A 17,733-nucleotide genomic window follows, 5' to 3' on the forward strand; every position below is an offset into this window, starting at 1 on the left:
ACCTTAAACGTAATAGTGGCCCAAAATGGCTGTTTGTGCTTGTCTGAAATTGTTACGTACTGCTTTACTCACACACATTTGTTACTCATCAGCCCCCTACCAAAGGACGTAACTGCTCTATATTTTTCTCCACAGCCAATTGTCCAGCGGCAATGGCTTCATCCGCCCGATGGAAATCCAGCATTGATATTTGTGGGCAGTAGGGCTGGATCAACACATCGGGAGGATCTCCTGCCATACGGTTACGTTTTAATCTGTTCTCCAATACCTGTATTGAGGTAGACATTATCTCCATGGCGCTGGGAACGGCCATCGTTGGATTACCTGACATATTGGTTATTCGTGCTTTTAAGCGCAGATGCCAACTTGCTGGCATCTCCGGGGGTTTACCTTCAGGAGATGATTGTGAGGAAAACAGATCTTGCCGAATCAGATGTGCATCATGTTGCAAATCAACGGCAATCACAATGTCAGCGCCCATTGCTCTTGCCAAAGAAATAGGAACAGGATTGACTACTGCACCATCAACCAACCAATAGCTACCGAAGCGGACAGGAGAAAGCAATCCAGGCATGCTGCATGAAGCCCTAATTGCCTGTTTAATATCCCCCTCAGTAAGCCATAACTCACGGCCCGTCGTTAAGTTGGTTACAACAGACCCAAAGGGCAATTTACATTCAGTAATGTCCTGCACTTCAATTATTTGGTTTACAGCATTAAAAACCCGCTCACCCCGCAGTAATCCGCCACGACGCCAGGAGAAATCCATCAATCGAATAACATCCCAATATTTAAACGAACGAACCCAGCGTTCCATCACATTCAGGTGATCACTGGCATACGCTGCACCAACCAAGGCACCAACCGAACAACCGGCAACAACATCAACTTTGACGCCCATTCTTCCTAGCGCGTTAATGACCCCGATATGTGCCCATCCCTTCGCGGCACCCGCGCCAAGTGCCAGTCCAATCTTAATTTTTCTCATTTTTATTTCGTCCATTTTCGATCAATTTGGCACTTTACCGCTCAACTAAATAAATCAGACTCTGATTTTGTTATCGACACTGCCGCTTGGCTCTTAACGCTAGCACGCAACAACTTAGCGCTCACTCAGAGGAAAAATCCATATTTACTCGCCAGTGCTATAACCCTACTGATTGAACTATAGTTAACATTTATCCTTCTGGTAAATTGATACAAATAGTTTACATTTCATTACTAAGATATAGGCTGTAAGTGGAAGGATATACTGTGAATATTGAAATATGCCAAACCGATCTATTTAATCCAGATCTTATTGCATTAATTGCTCAATTAGATGCGTATCAAGAAGCACTCTATCCGGCTGAAAGTAATCATACAGAGTCGATTGAGAGTATGGCTCAGAAAAAAACATTCGTTTATATTGCAACACGACAAGGTCGCGCTGTGGGATGCGCCATTCTTTTCCAACCCGAAAGTACATATCCTGAGATTAAGCGCGTTTTTGTCATCCCTGACTGCCGAGGTCATGGCATTGCGTCAATGCTAGTTACAGCACTGCTCGAAAAATCTATCTCTTTGAATTTAAAATATGTTTATTTGGAGACAGGGATTCATCAACCTGAAGCGGTAAAACTGTACCAGCGATTAGGCTTTGAATTTACGTCTGAATTTGGTTGTTATCAATACGACCCACTTAGTTTCTATATGGTAAAAACAGTGGCTAGTTGTCACTAAGTAAAAGATAAAACAGAGAGGTAGCACTCAGTTCATTCAGTAACCGTTGCTATTTTTGACTTTATTGCTTTGACACTCGACATAACACAGCAAAATAGCCACTATAGTAGTGGCTATTCAGAGTAAATATTCGGAGTTAAGACAAATTAAAAGATTTAATATTATCTAGTAATATAAGATTCAATAAATAGATAATCGCGTTACATGCTGTCATTTCACCGTTAGCTCTCGTGGGCTATAGTGTTATTAACTATAACTCGACCTTTCTCAGAATATTATGAATTCTTACGGATTATTTAGGAAATAATTAACCGTTAATAGTACCAAATGAGACAGTCATTTTTTCGAACATAGCGATAACTTTATTGATCAGTTTCATGGGTTGCTCCTGTAAATATCATTATTTTTATGTGATACACATCACAGTTATTAAGTTACTCCATAATGAAACGCCGGTCAACTATTTTTGTGAGCAACATCACAAAACTTAAGTTCACCCCATATCCCGCGCAAAATTATCAACTTTGAACCTCATCCCGTGATTAGGTAAGATAAGGCCCTATTTGCCCCTATTTGATTGCCCGCCTTCTTCTGTTGCTGACCATTCATTCGCAGATAAGATGGCATTATTGGTTTTTCGGAGAAATTTTGTCAGAACAGTGCCCATGTGGCAGCAGCTTTGAATATCAACGATGCTGTGCGCCTTATATCCTTAACACGCAAGTTGCGGCCAAACCTGTAATACTGATGCGCTCACGCTATAGCGCCTATGTAAAAAAGGATGCGGACTATCTGATTAAAACCTGGCATCCAGACTGCAAGGCACAAGAATGGCGAGATGGAATAATTCAAAGCTTCACCAATACTGTATGGCACGGATTAACAGTTATTGCAGAAACTACTGGCAGTCATGATGACGAAGCCTTTGTTGAGTTCATTGCCCGCTTTACTGATCCAAATAATATGCAGATAAGCACAATGCATGAACGTTCCCGCTTCCTTCGAATAAAAGAACACTGGTACTATATCGACGGAGTCCGGCCGTCGGTGGGTAGAAATGATATCTGTCCTTGCGGTTCAGGGAAAAAATATAAGAAATGCTGCGGGCATTAACAGTAAAATCGTTTCATTACGGACCGTAGCATCAAACATTTACATAACATCAAGTACTGTTAAGACAGGATTTACCACCTTATGCCACACCAGAATGTACAAAAGAAAGTGTTACGCACTATATGCCCTGACGCTAAAGGCTTAATCGCAAAAATTACCAATATTTGTTACAAGCACCAGTTGAATATCGTGCAGAATAATGAATTTGTTGATCATCTGACTGGCCGCTTTTTCATGCGTACAGAGCTTGAAGGTATTTTTAACGATACTACCCTGCTGGCAGACTTAGATGATGCTTTACCCGAAGGCACCAACCGCGAATTACATACCGCAGGGCGTCGCCGTATTGTCATTATGGTCACCAAAGAAGCACATTGCCTCGGCGACTTATTAATGAAGAGTGCCTATGGTGGTCTGGATGTTGAAATTGCGGCGGTGATTGGCAATCATGATGCACTACAGAATTTAGTGGAGCGCTTTGATATCCCTTTCCATCTCATCAGCCACGAAGGTTTGACTCGTGATCAACATGACCAACGTCTGATTGAGCAAATTGAACAATACCAACCAGACTACGTGGTTCTGGCCAAATATATGCGGGTGCTAACACCAGCCTTTGTTCAACGCTTCCCTTACCAGATTATTAATATCCACCACTCATTCTTGCCTGCATTTATCGGTGCTCGCCCTTATCACCAGGCTTATGAGCGGGGGGTGAAAATTATTGGTGCCACGGCTCACTATGTAAACGATAGCCTGGATGAAGGCCCAATCATCATGCAAGATGTTATTCACGTCGATCATTCGTACACGGCTGAAGATATGATGCGAGCCGGGCGAGATGTGGAAAAAAACGTTCTGAGTCGTGCTCTGTATCGTGTTTTAGCACAACGTGTTTTTGTTTACGGTAACCGCACCGTTATCCTGTAAGCGCGCAATAAACAGATGTTTTTTGCCCAGATAAACATCTTCAAGAACAAAAAAGCACCGAACAACTTATTTTTTTCATTTCAAGTCTTTACAGGGGCGCTTCATTTGATATGATGCGCCCCGCTTACCAAGACAGTATTGATAAGCAGTTAGGCCAGTGGTGGGGTTCCCGAGCGGCCAAAGGGAGCAGACTGTAAATCTGCCGTCATCGACTTCGAAGGTTCGAATCCTTCCCCCACCACCATTTTTACCTTGAACTTTAAACTTATCCGCAAATTAATAAATCGAGATGAGCATTTAAGGGGAAGGTAAGAACCTTCGACAAGGTAGCATCACAGATACGGCCAAGTATCTTAGTAATAAAAACCACAAATTCAGTGGTGGGGTTCCCGAGCGGCCAAAGGGAGCAGACTGTAAATCTGCCGTCATCGACTTCGAAGGTTCGAATCCTTCCCCCACCACCATCTCCTAGAGTTATTCCAACCCAATAAAAACAATAAAAATCAAAGATATTACCATCAGGGAAGGTAAGAACCTTCGACAAGGTTCGCACCGAGCGTAGCGAGACAACGACGCGCAGCGGCGGCCCGAAGGGTGAGGAACGCAGTGACGAATAATCCTTCCCCCACCACCATCTCCTAGAGTTATTCCAATCCAATAAAAACAATAAAAATCAAAGATATTGCCATCAGGGAAGGTCGCCGAGGGTAGCGATACAACCGGCTAATAGTCTAGATAGTTTTATACCATCGTATGAATGTACTCAATAAGTCTATTTAATACACTTGAATGTGAGCGTGATTTATAAAAATATAACTTATTCTCACTTTCAAAACTGGCTAAATTTATAAAATCCAGTTTAGAATCACCATTGAAATCATCCATTATTGAATCTGTAATACATATATAGCGACCAGAGTAAATAAAGTTTAGGCAGCAAGCCAGGTTATCCACCTGCCTAACACTAACTTTATCATGTTGTTTTTTAACTGATTCTTCAAGATTCTTAACAAAGTCACTTCTATATAGTGTCGGGTTGCACAACCAAACATTCTTGTGGAGAATATTTATAATATCTTGACTTTCATTTATTATATCTTTGCGTCCATAGATACCGAAACCACTGTCTGGCACTTCGTTTAACAACGTAAATCTTTCGCTAGAGATTTTTTCTGATGACAGGATAAGTGAATTTCCATCATAGTCTCCAATTTCATCAATATTTTCATAGTAAAATTTAATTATATTAGCTTGAATGTTATTCTTTTCTGCCTCCCGATAGAGTTTTGTCAAGTTCTCACTTTTACCCCAATCGTAGTAAATATTGATGACATTCGATACGTGCCCAGTAAGGTGTTTTTTTGTGATTTCTTTTTCTTGCTGATATAAATCTTTTAGATCATTATATAAAATCTCACCATCCCTTGTTAAACTCATACCAAATTTCTCTCTTTTAAAAAGTTTTTTTCCTATTATATTTTCAAAGTCTTTGATCGACTTTGCTACCGGAGGTGTAGTCCTGTTCATCACCCTTGCGGCCTTACTCAGCGAGCCATTTTCGACTACGGCCATAAAAGCCTCTAGCTTTCGAGATAGAAACATAATTCACTAATCCTTTGCGTAAAAATTTATCAGAAAAAATGACAGGCATGTCAACATGCACAAGGCTAGCTGTAGATAACATTCAACATTAAATAAGTTTATTATATAAATTGCATTTAAAATAATTGAAAGGTAAATTATAAAAATTTATTACTGCGTAGAAATTAATACTTTGATGTCGTTTTTTACGAAAAAACTGTAAGACTCTGTCTATTAGCATCTCAACATTACACATAGTTCTAACAGACAACCATTCGTAGTTCTATGATATTTAATAACTATTTTTTATCCACCCCGTTACAAAATCAGTTAACATACGTAGCTGGAATCGGATAGCTCTGGTAGTTAAAATGAATAACTCCATTGCAAAGAATAAAAAAACGATATTTTCACCCTTTAACTTTCAAGGTGGTTACACCGCTAATAACCCTGCACTACATTCACAAAAAATATATAATTTGAATTTACAATTGATATTTACAAATACAAAACCACCGTTCACGTTTTATTTTAATAGTGGTCACTTCCAGATAATTAATTTAAAGCATAAATAGATATCTGAATGGCGACTTAAATTTTAATAGCTATAAATGGCAAATAGACTTACCAACTAAATTCATTGGTATTATTTTATTTCACTTTCGTTATCAATCGGTATTATCCAATTTCTTTATTCTTTACCTGTGCGTTACATTTTTATTCAGTATCTGCTAATATCTGAAATCATTTTTATCGAATAAACGGTGCTAACCATGAAGTTTGTCTCTTTTAATATCAATGGCCTACGTGCTCGACCACATCAACTAGCGGCGATAATCGAGCAACATCAACCAGAGGTTATCGGCCTTCAGGAAACGAAAGTACATGATGATATGTTTCCCCTTGAGGATGTCAGTCAGCATGGTTACCACGTTTTTTATCATGGGCAAAAAGGTCATTATGGTGTGGCGCTGTTAACCAAAAATGAACCATTGGCTGTTCGTCGTGGCTTCCCTACTGATGAAGAAGATGCTCAACGTCGTATTATAATGGCTGATATTGCAACGCCAAATGGTCCTCTCACTGTTATTAATGGCTATTTCCCCCAAGGAGAAAGCCGTGATCACCCCATAAAATTTCCAGCAAAAGAGCGTTTTTATGCTGACTTACAACAATATCTGGAACAACAACTTTCAGCAGATGCTCAGGTACTGATTATGGGGGATTTAAATATTAGTCCAACTGACCTGGATATTGGTATTGGCGAAGAGAGCCGTAAACGTTGGCTGCGCACAGGTAAGTGTTCATTTCTGCCTGAAGAGCGTGCCTGGCTGGAGCGTTTACAAAACTGGGGGCTGGTTGATACATTCCGTGCAGCTAATCCTGAGTGTAACAATCAATTTTCGTGGTTTGATTATCGCTCCCGTGGTTTTGATGAGAATAGAGGCCTGCGTATAGATTTATTGTTGGCAAGTCAGCCACTGGCTACCCGCTGCGTTGCGACAGGAATTGATTATGCAATTCGCGGCATGGAAAAACCCTCAGACCACGCGCCAGTATGGTCTGAATTCGCGCTCTGATGACATAAGTGGAGGCCCTATCAAAATGGGCCTACCACTTACCAATACGCGACCAAAGCTGGGTAAACAAAAAATGATTGATGTTGTCGCCGCCATTATTGAACAAAATGGTAAGATTCTGCTGGCTCAGCGGGACTCATGCCGTGATCAGGCCGGTTTGTGGGAGTTTCCTGGAGGGAAAGTTGAGGCGGGAGAGAACCAACCTCAGGCTCTGATACGTGAACTGGCCGAAGAGTTAAATATTGAGGCATCAGTGACCCGATATATCGCCACCAATCAATGGGATTCAGATAAACAGACCATCAGATTGCATGCCTGGCTCGTTGAGAGTTTCAGCGGCAAGCTAGCATTGCATTGTCACTCCGCAGTGGTCTGGTTGGCACCAGAGGAGGCTTACCGTTACCCTCTGGCACCCGCCGATGTTCCGCTTTTAGATGCTTTTATTGCCCAGAAACGTTAGCCTGTTATCTGGTCAACCGCTTCCAAATCAATGGATTGGTACCGATCACACTGCTATCACGCACACACTGCAACACTTCACCTTCAACTCGCAATACAGCACCTTCAGAATAATTCTGATTTTGATAGACACAACAGCGAGTGCACGGATTATTATTCGTGTTGCGATTTGATGAGTTATTCCATATTTCAGGTGGCAAAGGAACAACAACATCGACATTGTTACGATTGGCCATCGCCGCTGCAGAAATAAGCGAGGCAAAACCAATACAACCTAGCAATAACAATATTCTCATGACTTATTATCCTTGGTTTTGGACGGTGCTTTTTTACGTTTCTTTATCGCCCCAGACGGTGCTGCTGGCAACCCGCGAAAAACCTGAGGTGAACGATTTTGTTTTGCCTGACTGATTAAATCTTGCAATGTTGCCACCAGTGGCTGCATGAAATCCTGATAACGACAATTTTTCTCACTGATTTGTGTCAGTGTCGATTCCCAATGGGCCGTCATATCGGGCCGTGCAGCAATATCAGGCAGCGCGTGAATCAATGCTCTTCCCGCAGGGCTTGCATGAATATAACGCCCTTTTTTGAATAAAAAAGTACGTTTGAAAAGTAGCTCAATAATCCCAGCTCGTGTTGCCTCAGTCCCCAACCCATCCGTTGCACGTAACACTTTTTTCAGCTCTTTATCCTGCACAAACCGCGCGATTCCGGTCATCGCTGATAATAAACTGGCATCGGTAAATGGTCGTGGCGGCTGAGTTTGCCGTTCAACAACCTCACCCCGCTCACACAATAATTCAGCACCTTTCTCCACCACCGGCAACGGCGAGCCTTCATTTTCTTCATCGCGCTCTTTGCTACCAAGCAAGGTACGCCACCCCGCCTCCGCCAGAAAACGGGCCTTAGCGACAAACTTGCCGCCAGCAATATCGAGCTCAATGACACATTTACGAAATTGTGCATCTGGACAAAATTGCATCAGATACTGCTGTGCTACCAATCGGTAAACTTTGCCTTCATCAGTGGTTAGATTCACCTTACTGGCCCGTGCTGTTGGGATAATGGCGTGGTGGGCATCGACTTTTTTGTCATCCCAGCAGCGATTACGCCGATCACTGTCCATTACCTCCAACGGCAATAAGTCAGCCTGATGAATGCTGATGGCATTCAATACCGAATGACGCCCAGCGAAATGCTCTTCTGGTAGGTATCGGCAATCTGAACGCGGATACGTAATCAATTTGTGCGTTTCATATAAACGCTGACAAATATCCAGAACTTGTTGAGCGCTCAAACCGAAGCGTTTAGCAGCTTCAATCTGCAATGTCGAAAGGGAAAAGGGTAACGGTGCGGTTTCTGATTCCCGTTTATCATTATAGGAAGTTACAAATGCAGGCTGACCCGTGATGCGATTAACCACATGTTCAGCCAGTGGCCGATGCAACAAGCGCCCTTCTTCATCCTGATATGACTCGCAAGAATCACTCGGCTGCCATAGGGCAATAAAACGCTCATCCGCAGGCGTGACAATATGGGCTTTAACTTCGAAAAAGTCTTTGGGAATAAAATCTTCAATTTCTTCGTCACGGCGGACAACCAAGCCTAATACCGGCGTTTGTACCCGCCCTACTGACAAAACACCATCATAACCTGCATTACGCCCAAGAATAGTATAGGCACGGGTCATATTGATGCCATATAGCCAATCGGCTCTGGCGCGGGCCAATGCCGAAACACATAACGGGATAAACTCGCGGTTATAACGCAAACGCTCCACCGCACGCTCCACTGCCTGCGGGTTGAGATCGTTAATCAGGCAACGGCGGACATTTTGCCGCTTCTCTGCCACCAAATCGAGGTAATCCAATACTTCATCAACCAACAGTTGCCCTTCGCGGTCTGGGTCACCGGCATGCACCACTTCGTCGGCCTGTTGCAAAAGTTGTTTGATAACATTCAATTGCTTACTGACCGAGGGCCGAGGCTGTAGTTGCCATTTTTCAGGAATAATAGGTAAATCAGCTAACGACCAACGTGCATAGCGGCTGTCATAAGCATCAGGTTGGGCCTGTTCCAGCAAGTGACCCACACACCAAGTCACCATTTGATCACTGCCACAGGCAATAAATCCATCGCCTCGACGATGCGGCTTTGGCAAAATATCGGCAATCGCCCGCGCCAAACTGGGTTTTTCAGCAATAAAAAGTCGCATCATTCACCGCAAAAATGCATCAAAGAAAAGGTCATTCTGTAATCTCAATCAACGCCCGGCAGTTATCCACAGAGCTCAACTCGCCAATAGAACTGAGCGTCATACCGTGCTGAGCCGCAATAGCCTGCACCTGAGCCTCCGCTTCAGGCAATACGGCTAACAACAAACCACCGGAAGTCTGTGGGTCACACAATAACGTTTTCTGTAACTCGGTCATCTCGCCGATCAGATGGCCATAACTGTCAAAATTACGCCCAGTTCCCCCCGGCACACAACCCACAGCAATATACTCTTCAACCGCCGGTAATCGCGGTATAGCCGAGAAATGTAATTTGGCCTGAACACCAGACCCTTGACAAATCTCGCTTAAATGCCCTAACAGGCCGAACCCGGTAACATCGGTCATGGCAGTGACACCGGCAATACTGGCAAAGCCCGCCCCTGATTTATTCAACTGACACATGGTTTCTGTTGCTACCCCTTGATGTTCAGGTCGCAACTTACTTTTCTTTTCTGCCGTCGTCAGAATACCAATACCCAGCGGTTTGGTCAGAAATAGCTTACAACCAGCCTGTGCGGCACTGTTTTTCTTAACCTGCTCAGTGCTGACAATTCCGGTGACCGCCAGACCGAAAATCGGCTCAGGCGCATCAATGGAATGCCCCCCTGCCAGAGAAATACCGGCCTGCTGGCAAACATAGCGCCCGCCCTCGATAACCTGTTGGGCAACTTCAGGTGTCAGTTTATCTATCGGCCAGCCCAGGATGGCAATCGCCATAATGGGTTTACCCCCCATCGCATAGATATCACTGATAGCATTGGTGGCTGCAATTCGGCCAAAATCAAAGGGATCGTCAACGATCGGCATAAAAAAGTCGGTAGTGCTGATGATGCCAACACCGCCGCCAATATCATAAACTGCTGCATCATCACGCGTTTCATTCCCCACCAACAGCCGGGGGTCAAGAAACTTCTGCTGATCGGTATGCAATATCTTATCCAAAACTTTGGGCGAAATTTTGCAACCGCACCCCGCTCCGTGGCTGTATTGGGTAAGACGTATCGCTGGCGGTGTCATAACACTCTCCCGTGTGATGGTCAGTAATAAGCAGTTTATTGAGGAATTATGCTCGTAGGCCTAGTATCCAGACTGCCTATGGTAGCGCCTATGGCGTGGCTTGGTAAGTAGAGGCCGCTGTCGGGCAGATAGGTTGGTCACAAAGCAGACGAAAACACAGCTTAGTTCCTATAAAAGTGCATAATCTGTGATGTTCAAGACGGCCCCAAGCGATTTGTTGCTTCGCTGGCGCCTTGAAACCTATTGATTATAGACCATATAACTATCAGAAATAGCTCACAAAAGTGGTGTAATCCAGTGGGGTCACTTTCGTCGCTGATTTCAGTTGTGGTGTGCCGAGATAAAGGAAGCCGACTATTTCATCTTGTTCACGGCAGGCAAACCCCTGACGAACCACGTGATGATGGGTCCAGGAGCCGGTACGCCAGATACCATTAAAGCCTTGAGCCAGTGAGGCCATTTGCATCGCTTGTACCGCACAACCGGCGGAAACCACTTGTTCCCAATTGGGCACTTTGGGGTTTTCAGTGACATGAGCAATAACGGTAATAATCAGCGGCGCACGAAACGGCGCTTGTTTTGCTTTTTCCAATACGGCGTCATCAGCACCATCATGTTGCACTGCTTGTTGTAACAATTGACTAAAACGTTCTAGCCCCTCATTTTCAATCAAAATAAAGCGCCATGGCTGCAATGTGCCATGGTCAGGTGCCCGCATGCCCGCATGGATAATATGATCCAATGCCTCACCCGTTGGGGCTGGGGTGGTCAAACGGGACGCCGAACGGCGGTTAAGTAACAGTTCTAACGCATCCATCATTCTCTCCTGATAACGATTTTCATTTTCAGCACGGTAGCATAAGTTGTCGTTTTGTTGCCAGTGTTGACCTTTCGGCTAGGCTTAACAGTGATTTAAAGCTGACATTTGTTCGTCAGGTCATTAGGATAACCGTACTTGCCCGGTTTTGTTGGAGATAACATGCGCACTTTGTGGCGAATTATTGCTGGCTTTTTCAAGTGGACCTGGCGTCTGCTTAATTTCGTCAGGGAATTTATTCTTAATCTGTTCTTAATACTGTTAATTTTAGTCGGTGTGGGTATTTACCTTCAGTTCCAAAGTAAACCAGCAGAACCGGTTAAAGGCGCGCTGCTGGTAAATTTAAGTGGCGTGGTGGTTGATCAGCCCGCGGTAAACAATAAATTACGTCAATTGGGGCGTGAGTTCTTAGGGGCATCCAGTAATCGCCTACAGGAAAACTCGCTGTTTGATATTGTCGAAACTATTCGTCTGGCAAAAACCGATAAAAATATTACCGGTTTGGTGCTGTCACTGAGTGATTTTACCGGTGCCGACCAACCTTCATTGCAATATATAGGTAAAGCGCTGCGGGAATTCCGTGACAGCGGTAAGCCAATCTATGCAATTGGCGATAGCTATAATCAAACCCAATACTATTTAGCCAGCTTTGCTAATAAAATCTATCTATCGCCACAAGGGGCGGTCGATCTGCATGGTTTCGCCAGTAATAACCTCTATTACAAATCGTTGCTGGAAAAACTTAAAGTCACCACTAATATCTTCCGGGTTGGCACCTACAAGTCCGCGGTTGAACCGATGATTCGTGATGATATGTCACCGGCTGCACGTGAAGCAGACAGCCGCTGGATTGGTGGGTTATGGCAAAATTATCTTACTGCTGTTGCTGCCAACCGGCAGTTAACGCCAGAGCAACTGTTCCCAGGTGCCGCGGGTATTATCAGTGGGTTGCAAGCCGCTGGCGGTTCTCCGGCAAAATATGCGCTGGACAATAAACTGGTGGATACATTAGCGTCACGCCCTGAGGTAGAAACCGAGTTGGTTAAAACCTTTGGTTGGGATAAAAAGAATAACGACTTTAATTACGTCAGTATTTATGACTATCAACCGGTACCTACACCACAGCAGGGCGAGCAGATAGCGGTTATTTTTGCTAACGGCGCCATCATTGATGGTCCGCAAACTCCGGGCAACGTGGGTGGCGACTCGCTGGCAGCACAGATTCGCCAGGCGCGTTTAGATCCAAAAATTAAAGCCGTAATTCTGCGAGTAAATAGCCCTGGGGGCAGTGTCAGCGCCTCTGAGTTGATTCGTTCAGAATTAGCGGCGTTACGCGCAGCCAATAAACCCTTGGTGGTATCGATGGGGGGAATGGCGGCATCGGGTGGGTATTGGATCTCCACACCCGCTAACTATATCGTTGCCAGCCCGAGCACCCTTACCGGCTCGATTGGTATTTTCGGCGTGATTAATACCTTCCAAAATTCACTGGAAAGTATTGGTGTTCATACTGACGGCGTAGCCACGTCGCCATTAGCCGATATTTCGATTACTAAAAACTTGCCGCCTGAGTTTTCGCAGATGATGCAAATTAATATCGAAAATGGCTACAAGACCTTTATTGACCTGGTCGCAACTTCACGTCATAAAACCCCTGAACAAGTGGATCAAATCGCACAGGGCCATGTGTGGCTTGGGATTGATGCTAAAAGTAACGGTCTGGTGGATCAGTTAGGTGACTTTGATGACGCGGTGAAGAAGGTCGCGGAGCTGGCACAACTGAAAACCTGGCAGTTGAATTGGTTTGTTGATGAGCCGAGTCTTAGTGACTTGATTTTCGGCCAAATGAGCGCATCGGTACAGGCCATGTTACCCGCCGCCATTCAGGCTTGGATACCTGCCCCGCTATCTGCTATGGCGCAAGCCGTGAAAGAGCAGCCAAGTTTACTCAGTACATTGAATGACCCGCAGAATCGCTATGCGTTATGCCTAACCTGTGGTGATGTCCGCTAGAAAATTAATCAAAATACTCCGCCCGGCACCCGCCGGGCTTTTTTTCCTCGTCAGTCTCCCTATAATTCACTCATCTTATTCAGTACTACTTTTCAGGCCCTCATGCTTATGCAGAAGAAATCTATTTATGTTGCCTATACTGGCGGTACCATCGGTATGCAGCGCTCGGAACATGGATACATCCCCGTATCCGGCCATCTGCAACGCCAACTTGCGCTGATGCCTGAGTTCCATCGTCCCGAAATGCCTGATTTCACTATCCATGAATATGCGCCATTAATTGACTCCTCAGATATGACACCCGAGGACTGGCAGCATATTGCCAACGATATTGAGCAAAACTACGACTTATACGACGGCTTTGTTATTTTACATGGCACAGACACCATGGCATTTACAGCCTCGGCCCTGTCATTCATGTTAGAAAATCTGGCCAAGCCAGTGATTGTTACCGGCTCTCAGATCCCGTTGGCAGAGTTACGCTCTGATGGGCAAACCAACTTGCTTAACGCCCTCTATCTGGCCGCGAACCACCCAGTGAATGAAGTCAGTCTGTTCTTTAACAACAAATTATTCCGTGGCAATCGCACCACTAAAGCCCATGCTGATGGTTTTGATGCTTTTGCCTCCCCGAATCTGTCAGTACTGCTTGAGGCTGGTATTCATATTCGGCGTATGGTGTCGGTCGAGTCACCAGCCAATAATGGGCCATTGATTGTCCATAACATCACCCCTCAACCGATCGGTGTGGTGACTATTTATCCTGGGATATCCGGCGCGGTGGTGCGCAACTTCCTGTTGCAGCCCGTTAAAGCCCTGATTTTACGTTCTTATGGTGTGGGAAACGCACCACAAAAAGCCGAGTTACTGGATGAGTTAAAAAATGCCAGCGAGCGAGGTATTGTGGTAGTCAATTTGACACAATGTATTTCCGGTAGAGTCAATATGGAAGGCTATGCAACCGGTAATGCATTGGCCCACGCCGGTGTTATCAGTGGCTTTGATATGACGGTCGAGGCCGCACTGACAAAACTACATTATTTATTGAGTCAATCTTTAACCCCTGAAGACATTCGCCGGTTAATGCAACAAAACCTGCGTGGTGAACTCACTGACACTAACTGATCCGGTGGAATATCAATGAATGCGGCACTGCTTTTAATTGATTTACAAAATGACTTTTGTCCGGGAGGGGCGCTGGCTGTTACTGAGGGTGATCAGGTTATTGCCATTGCCAATCAAGCTATTGATGCCTGCCTTAGCAAAAAGATACCTATTATTGCCAGCCAGGATTGGCACCCTGCCGGGCACCGCAGCTTTGCCGTCAATTCAAATGCGGAATCGGGTACCGTAGGTGAGCTGGATGGGTTACCACAAGTTTGGTGGCCAGTGCATTGTGTGCAAAATGAGCCAGGGGCCGCCTTACATCTGCAATTGAAACAACACGCAATTGATGCCACGTTCCGCAAAGGCCAAGATCCTGATATTGATAGCTACAGCGCTTTTTTTGACAATGGTCGGCGAGCAAAAACCCCTTTGGATGAGTGGTTACGGCAGCAAGGGATAGATCGTTTGTTCATTATGGGGCTGGCAACTGATTATTGTGTGAAATATAGCGTCTTGGATGCATTAGCTCTGGGTTATCAAACAACGGTCATCAGTGACGGTTGTCGCGGGGTCAACCTACAACCGCATGACAGTCAACACGCCCTAAATACGATGCATAAAGCAGGGGCAAGCTTACAAACACTGGCACAGTGGCTAGCTGAAATGGATTCAGCAAGCAAATAACTGGCAATAAAAATAGCACCAACGGAGCCTCACTCGGCTCCGCTGATTTTGATAAATCTTGTGGGTAACAGCCCTATTCTGGCTTCAGTTTTACCAATGTTGGCTGGCTGAATTGCTGTTTCAATTCTTGCTTGGTTTTCATCACAATTTGGCCATCAGTGCCAATACTCATATGCTGAGCATCCTCATTGTGACGGGCTTGCCATAGCATTACCATTTGCAGGCTATTCTCTTTCTGCTCAGGTGTCAGTGCCACACCATCCGGCCATTTACCCAACTCAACCGCTTGCATCAAACGTTGATAAATTTCAGGTGTCATCACTGAAATCAGGTCTTCAAGCTCCATCAAAGTATCCTTAGCAAAACGAATAATAAGCTGAATCGATTTTTCAACATGCATAATCGTTGAGTATCAACCGGCAATCTGCTCGCCATTCTGGTCATCAACAAAATTCAATGACGCCGAGTTCACGCAATAGCGCTCGCCCGTAGGCTGCGGCCCATCGGGGAAAACATGGCCTAAGTGAGCATCACAATTACCACAACGAATTTCAACTCGAATCATATTGTGTGAATTATCATCAATATAGCGGATAGAGTCATCTTTGATAGGTTGGTAAAAACTCGGCCAACCACAGCCAGAGTCAAATTTCGACTCTGAGATAAACAAAGGTTGATGACAACACAGACACTCATAGATGCCATCGCGTTTGTTATGCAGCAATTTGCCACTAAACGGGGCTTCTGTCCCGCGCTGCTGGGTGACATGACGCTGAATATCGGACAGTTTCTCAATATCGGGTGTAGAGTTCAGTTCTTTAGCCATTTGTGCGGTTCTCTGGCAGGGAATAAAGTCAACGAAAACAACGTTTAATAATAACAAAAAATTAACAACAAAGCAGTTAAAATTGTCCTAAACTGTATGCCATCAAAGTGACAACCGCATATACCCTTTATACTTGACGCGGCAGGGTTGTTAGCTACGCTCATTCACCCGAATCACTTACTAATGTAAGCTCATCGGGATTCGTTCGCTAGCTGCCTACCTGCAACGCCAATCATTTTGGGTATAAATGCGATAAAAATCGCAAATATTACCGATTCTCACTTTAAACTGAATAATTCGCCCCAATATAAAAATGAGGCTAATCGTATCTGGAAACGCGTGATTAATGTTCGATCTAACGTCGTTGGTTTGATTTGTAGCAATAATTGACACGATTCCGCTTGACGCTCGGCAAGGTTTTTGTAATTTTACAACCAACCTTTTATTCACTAACAAATAGCTGGTGGAATATATGACTATCAAAGTAGGTATCAACGGTTTTGGCCGTATCGGTCGCATTGTTTTCCGTGCTGCTCAGGAACGTTCTGACATCGAAATCGTTGCAATCAACGACCTGTTGGACGCTGAATACATGGCGTACATGCTGAAATACGACTCTACCCACGGTCGTTTCGACGGTACTGTAGAAGTAAAAGACGGCCACTTGGTTGTTAACGGTAAAACCATCCGTGTTACCGCAGAGAGAGATCCGGCTAACCTGAAGTGGAACGAAGTTAACGTTGACGTTGTTGCTGAAGCAACTGGCCTGTTCCTGACCGACGAAACAGCACGTAAGCACATCGCTGCCGGTGCTAAGAAAGTGGTTCTGACTGGTCCTTCTAAAGATGACACCCCTATGTTTGTTATGGGCGTCAACCACAAAGAATACGCGGGTCAGGAAATCGTTTCTAACGCTTCTTGCACCACTAACTGCCTGGCTCCACTGGCTAAAGTTATCAACGACAAGTTCGGTATCGTTGAAGCGTTGATGACCACTGTGCATGCAACTACTGCAACGCAGAAAACTGTTGATGGCCCGTCTCATAAAGACTGGCGCGGCGGTCGTGGCGCATCCCAGAACATCATCCCTTCTTCTACTGGTGCCGCTAAAGCAGTTGGTAAAGTTATCCCAGCACTGAACGGCAAACTGACAGGTATGGCGTTCCGCGTTCCTACTCCTAACGTTTCAGTTGTTGACCTGACTGCACGTCTGGAAAAACCAGCTTCTTACAAAGAAATCTGTGCTGCTATCAAAGCGGCTTCAGAAGGCGAGCTGAAAGGCGTTCTGGGCTACACCGAAGACGACGTTGTTTCTACCGATTTCAACGGCGAAAAACTGACTTCAGTATTCGATGCTAAAGCCGGTATCGCGCTGAACGACAACTTTGTGAAACTGGTTTCTTGGTACGATAACGAAACTGGCTACTCAAACAAAGTTCTGGACCTGATCTCTCACATCTCCAAGTAATAATGGATTGATGTAGATTTCTGCCAAAAGCCACCTTCGGGTGGCTTTTTTATTTGTAGCTATAATAAATTGCGCAATATCAATGATTCACCACTACGGTGTCGTCCATTTGCTACAAGATTTACAGCCTGTGATAT

The 17,733-nt window shown here is 44.7% G+C and carries 17 protein-coding genes, 2 tRNA genes and 1 other RNA gene; 12 read left to right on the forward strand and 8 right to left on the reverse strand.

The window, feature by feature from the left end; translation table 11 throughout:
• Window positions 1-88: 88 nt before the first annotated feature.
• On the reverse strand, window positions 89-988 hold the full coding sequence (gene rssA, locus V1955_RS11560; RefSeq protein WP_442820915.1) for a patatin-like phospholipase RssA: 900 nt from the start codon (window positions 986-988) through the stop codon (window positions 89-91).
• A 266-nt stretch (window positions 989-1,254) separates the two neighbouring features.
• On the opposite strand from rssA, the gene V1955_RS11565 reads away from it, so the two are divergent.
• The 6 genes from V1955_RS11565 to V1955_RS11590 all read left to right on the forward strand — a co-directional run bounded on the left by V1955_RS11565 (window position 1,255) and on the right by V1955_RS11590 (window position 4,399).
• Window positions 1,255-1,722 carry a GNAT family N-acetyltransferase gene (locus V1955_RS11565; RefSeq protein WP_420073316.1) on the forward strand — a complete coding sequence of 156 codons (468 nt, stop codon included), beginning with the start codon at window positions 1,255-1,257 and terminating at the stop codon, window positions 1,720-1,722.
• Window positions 1,723-2,370: 648 nt separating this feature from the next.
• Window positions 2,371-2,835: a YchJ family protein gene (locus V1955_RS11570; RefSeq protein WP_083158956.1), complete on the forward strand. Its 465-nt coding sequence runs from the start codon at window positions 2,371-2,373 to the stop codon at window positions 2,833-2,835.
• An 81-nt stretch (window positions 2,836-2,916) separates the two neighbouring features.
• Window positions 2,917-3,765 carry a formyltetrahydrofolate deformylase gene (gene purU, locus V1955_RS11575; protein WP_025378136.1) on the forward strand — a complete coding sequence of 283 codons (849 nt, stop codon included), beginning with the start codon at window positions 2,917-2,919 and terminating at the stop codon, window positions 3,763-3,765.
• Between the two features lie 159 nt (window positions 3,766-3,924).
• Window positions 3,925-4,009 (forward strand) — tRNA-Tyr (locus V1955_RS11580).
• A gap of 135 nt (window positions 4,010-4,144) precedes the next feature.
• Window positions 4,145-4,229: transfer RNA gene (locus V1955_RS11585), tRNA-Tyr, on the forward strand.
• A 43-nt stretch (window positions 4,230-4,272) separates the two neighbouring features.
• Window positions 4,273-4,399: non-coding RNA, RtT sRNA (locus V1955_RS11590), on the forward strand.
• Between the two features lie 107 nt (window positions 4,400-4,506).
• On the opposite strand, the gene V1955_RS11595 is transcribed toward V1955_RS11590, so the two are convergent.
• The gene (locus V1955_RS11595; RefSeq protein WP_083158958.1) at window positions 4,507-5,367 is read right to left on the reverse strand and encodes a LysR family transcriptional regulator; all 861 of its coding nucleotides are present in this window, start codon (window positions 5,365-5,367) and stop codon (window positions 4,507-4,509) included.
• Between the two features lie 752 nt (window positions 5,368-6,119).
• On the opposite strand from V1955_RS11595, the gene xthA reads away from it, so the two are divergent.
• Complete coding sequence (gene xthA, locus V1955_RS11600) at window positions 6,120-6,926, forward strand: exodeoxyribonuclease III (RefSeq protein WP_083158959.1); 807 nt, start codon at window positions 6,120-6,122, stop codon at window positions 6,924-6,926.
• 73 nt (window positions 6,927-6,999) lie between these two features.
• Entirely contained in the window at window positions 7,000-7,386 is a 387-nt protein-coding gene (locus V1955_RS11605) for a pyrimidine (deoxy)nucleoside triphosphate diphosphatase (protein ID WP_083163659.1), read from the forward strand.
• 4 nt (window positions 7,387-7,390) lie between these two features.
• Here the strand turns inward: V1955_RS11605 and V1955_RS11610 are convergent, their stop codons facing one another.
• The 4 genes from V1955_RS11610 to V1955_RS11625 form a co-directional block, all read right to left on the reverse strand.
• Complete coding sequence (locus V1955_RS11610) at window positions 7,391-7,681, reverse strand: DUF1496 domain-containing protein (RefSeq protein ID WP_083158960.1); 291 nt, start codon at window positions 7,679-7,681, stop codon at window positions 7,391-7,393.
• Window positions 7,678-9,603, reverse strand: a complete 1,926-nt coding sequence (locus V1955_RS11615) for a DNA topoisomerase III (protein ID WP_193784666.1) — start codon at window positions 9,601-9,603, stop codon at window positions 7,678-7,680. The genes V1955_RS11610 and V1955_RS11615 overlap by 4 nt, the downstream gene beginning before the upstream one ends.
• A gap of 31 nt (window positions 9,604-9,634) precedes the next feature.
• Entirely contained in the window at window positions 9,635-10,681 is a 1,047-nt protein-coding gene (gene selD, locus V1955_RS11620; RefSeq protein WP_442820916.1) for a selenide, water dikinase SelD, read from the reverse strand.
• A 265-nt stretch (window positions 10,682-10,946) separates the two neighbouring features.
• The gene (locus V1955_RS11625) at window positions 10,947-11,498 is read right to left on the reverse strand and encodes an NAD(P)H nitroreductase (protein WP_442821439.1); all 552 of its coding nucleotides are present in this window, start codon (window positions 11,496-11,498) and stop codon (window positions 10,947-10,949) included.
• Between the two features lie 162 nt (window positions 11,499-11,660).
• On the opposite strand from V1955_RS11625, the gene sppA reads away from it, so the two are divergent.
• The 3 genes from sppA (at window position 11,661) to pncA (ending at window position 15,302) form a co-directional block, all read left to right on the forward strand.
• A complete protein-coding gene (gene sppA, locus V1955_RS11630) occupies window positions 11,661-13,511 on the forward strand; it encodes a signal peptide peptidase SppA (RefSeq protein WP_442820917.1) in 1,851 nt (616 codons plus the stop codon).
• 108 nt (window positions 13,512-13,619) lie between these two features.
• Entirely contained in the window at window positions 13,620-14,636 is a 1,017-nt protein-coding gene (gene ansA, locus V1955_RS11635; RefSeq protein WP_083158965.1) for an asparaginase, read from the forward strand.
• A gap of 15 nt (window positions 14,637-14,651) precedes the next feature.
• Complete coding sequence (gene pncA / locus V1955_RS11640; protein WP_442820918.1) at window positions 14,652-15,302, forward strand: bifunctional nicotinamidase/pyrazinamidase; 651 nt, start codon at window positions 14,652-14,654, stop codon at window positions 15,300-15,302.
• Between the two features lie 73 nt (window positions 15,303-15,375).
• Here pncA and V1955_RS11645 read toward each other — a convergent pair whose 3' ends face one another.
• Together V1955_RS11645 and msrB are read right to left on the reverse strand one after the other, a co-directional pair.
• Complete coding sequence (locus V1955_RS11645) at window positions 15,376-15,648, reverse strand: YeaC family protein (RefSeq protein ID WP_083163662.1); 273 nt, start codon at window positions 15,646-15,648, stop codon at window positions 15,376-15,378.
• 66 nt (window positions 15,649-15,714) lie between these two features.
• Window positions 15,715-16,128, reverse strand: coding sequence for a peptide-methionine (R)-S-oxide reductase MsrB (msrB, locus tag V1955_RS11650; RefSeq protein WP_083158967.1), 414 nt, complete (start codon window positions 16,126-16,128; stop codon window positions 15,715-15,717).
• A gap of 472 nt (window positions 16,129-16,600) precedes the next feature.
• Here msrB and gapA point away from each other — a divergent pair, with 472 nt between their 5' ends.
• The gene (gene gapA / locus V1955_RS11655; protein ID WP_032819960.1) at window positions 16,601-17,596 is read left to right on the forward strand and encodes a glyceraldehyde-3-phosphate dehydrogenase; all 996 of its coding nucleotides are present in this window, start codon (window positions 16,601-16,603) and stop codon (window positions 17,594-17,596) included.
• The last annotated feature ends 137 nt before the right edge of the window (window positions 17,597-17,733 follow it).

The sequence above is a fragment of the Yersinia sp. 2545 StPb PI genome (assembly GCF_052217125.1).
GTDB lineage: Bacteria > Pseudomonadota > Gammaproteobacteria > Enterobacterales > Enterobacteriaceae > Yersinia > Yersinia enterocolitica_E.

Coding starts and splice junctions, on each gene's coding strand:
- purU (WP_025378136.1), top strand. CDS start 2,917: ATGCCACACCAGAATGTACAAAAGAAAGTGTTACGCACTATATGCCCT.
- V1955_RS11605 (WP_083163659.1), top strand. CDS start 7,000: ATGATTGATGTTGTCGCCGCCATTATTGAACAAAATGGTAAGATTCTG.
- V1955_RS11595 (WP_083158958.1), bottom strand. CDS start 5,367: ATGTTTCTATCTCGAAAGCTAGAGGCTTTTATGGCCGTAGTCGAAAAT.
- selD (WP_442820916.1), bottom strand. CDS start 10,681: ATGACACCGCCAGCGATACGTCTTACCCAATACAGCCACGGAGCGGGG.
- sppA (WP_442820917.1), top strand. CDS start 11,661: ATGCGCACTTTGTGGCGAATTATTGCTGGCTTTTTCAAGTGGACCTGG.
- gapA (WP_032819960.1), top strand. CDS start 16,601: ATGACTATCAAAGTAGGTATCAACGGTTTTGGCCGTATCGGTCGCATT.
- pncA (WP_442820918.1), top strand. CDS start 14,652: ATGAATGCGGCACTGCTTTTAATTGATTTACAAAATGACTTTTGTCCG.
- xthA (WP_083158959.1), top strand. CDS start 6,120: ATGAAGTTTGTCTCTTTTAATATCAATGGCCTACGTGCTCGACCACAT.
- V1955_RS11610 (WP_083158960.1), bottom strand. CDS start 7,681: ATGAGAATATTGTTATTGCTAGGTTGTATTGGTTTTGCCTCGCTTATT.
- msrB (WP_083158967.1), bottom strand. CDS start 16,128: ATGGCTAAAGAACTGAACTCTACACCCGATATTGAGAAACTGTCCGAT.
- V1955_RS11615 (WP_193784666.1), bottom strand. CDS start 9,603: ATGCGACTTTTTATTGCTGAAAAACCCAGTTTGGCGCGGGCGATTGCC.
- V1955_RS11645 (WP_083163662.1), bottom strand. CDS start 15,648: ATGGAGCTTGAAGACCTGATTTCAGTGATGACACCTGAAATTTATCAA.
- V1955_RS11625 (WP_442821439.1), bottom strand. CDS start 11,498: ATGGATGCGTTAGAACTGTTACTTAACCGCCGTTCGGCGTCCCGTTTG.
- ansA (WP_083158965.1), top strand. CDS start 13,620: ATGCAGAAGAAATCTATTTATGTTGCCTATACTGGCGGTACCATCGGT.
- rssA (WP_442820915.1), bottom strand. CDS start 988: ATGAGAAAAATTAAGATTGGACTGGCACTTGGCGCGGGTGCCGCGAAG.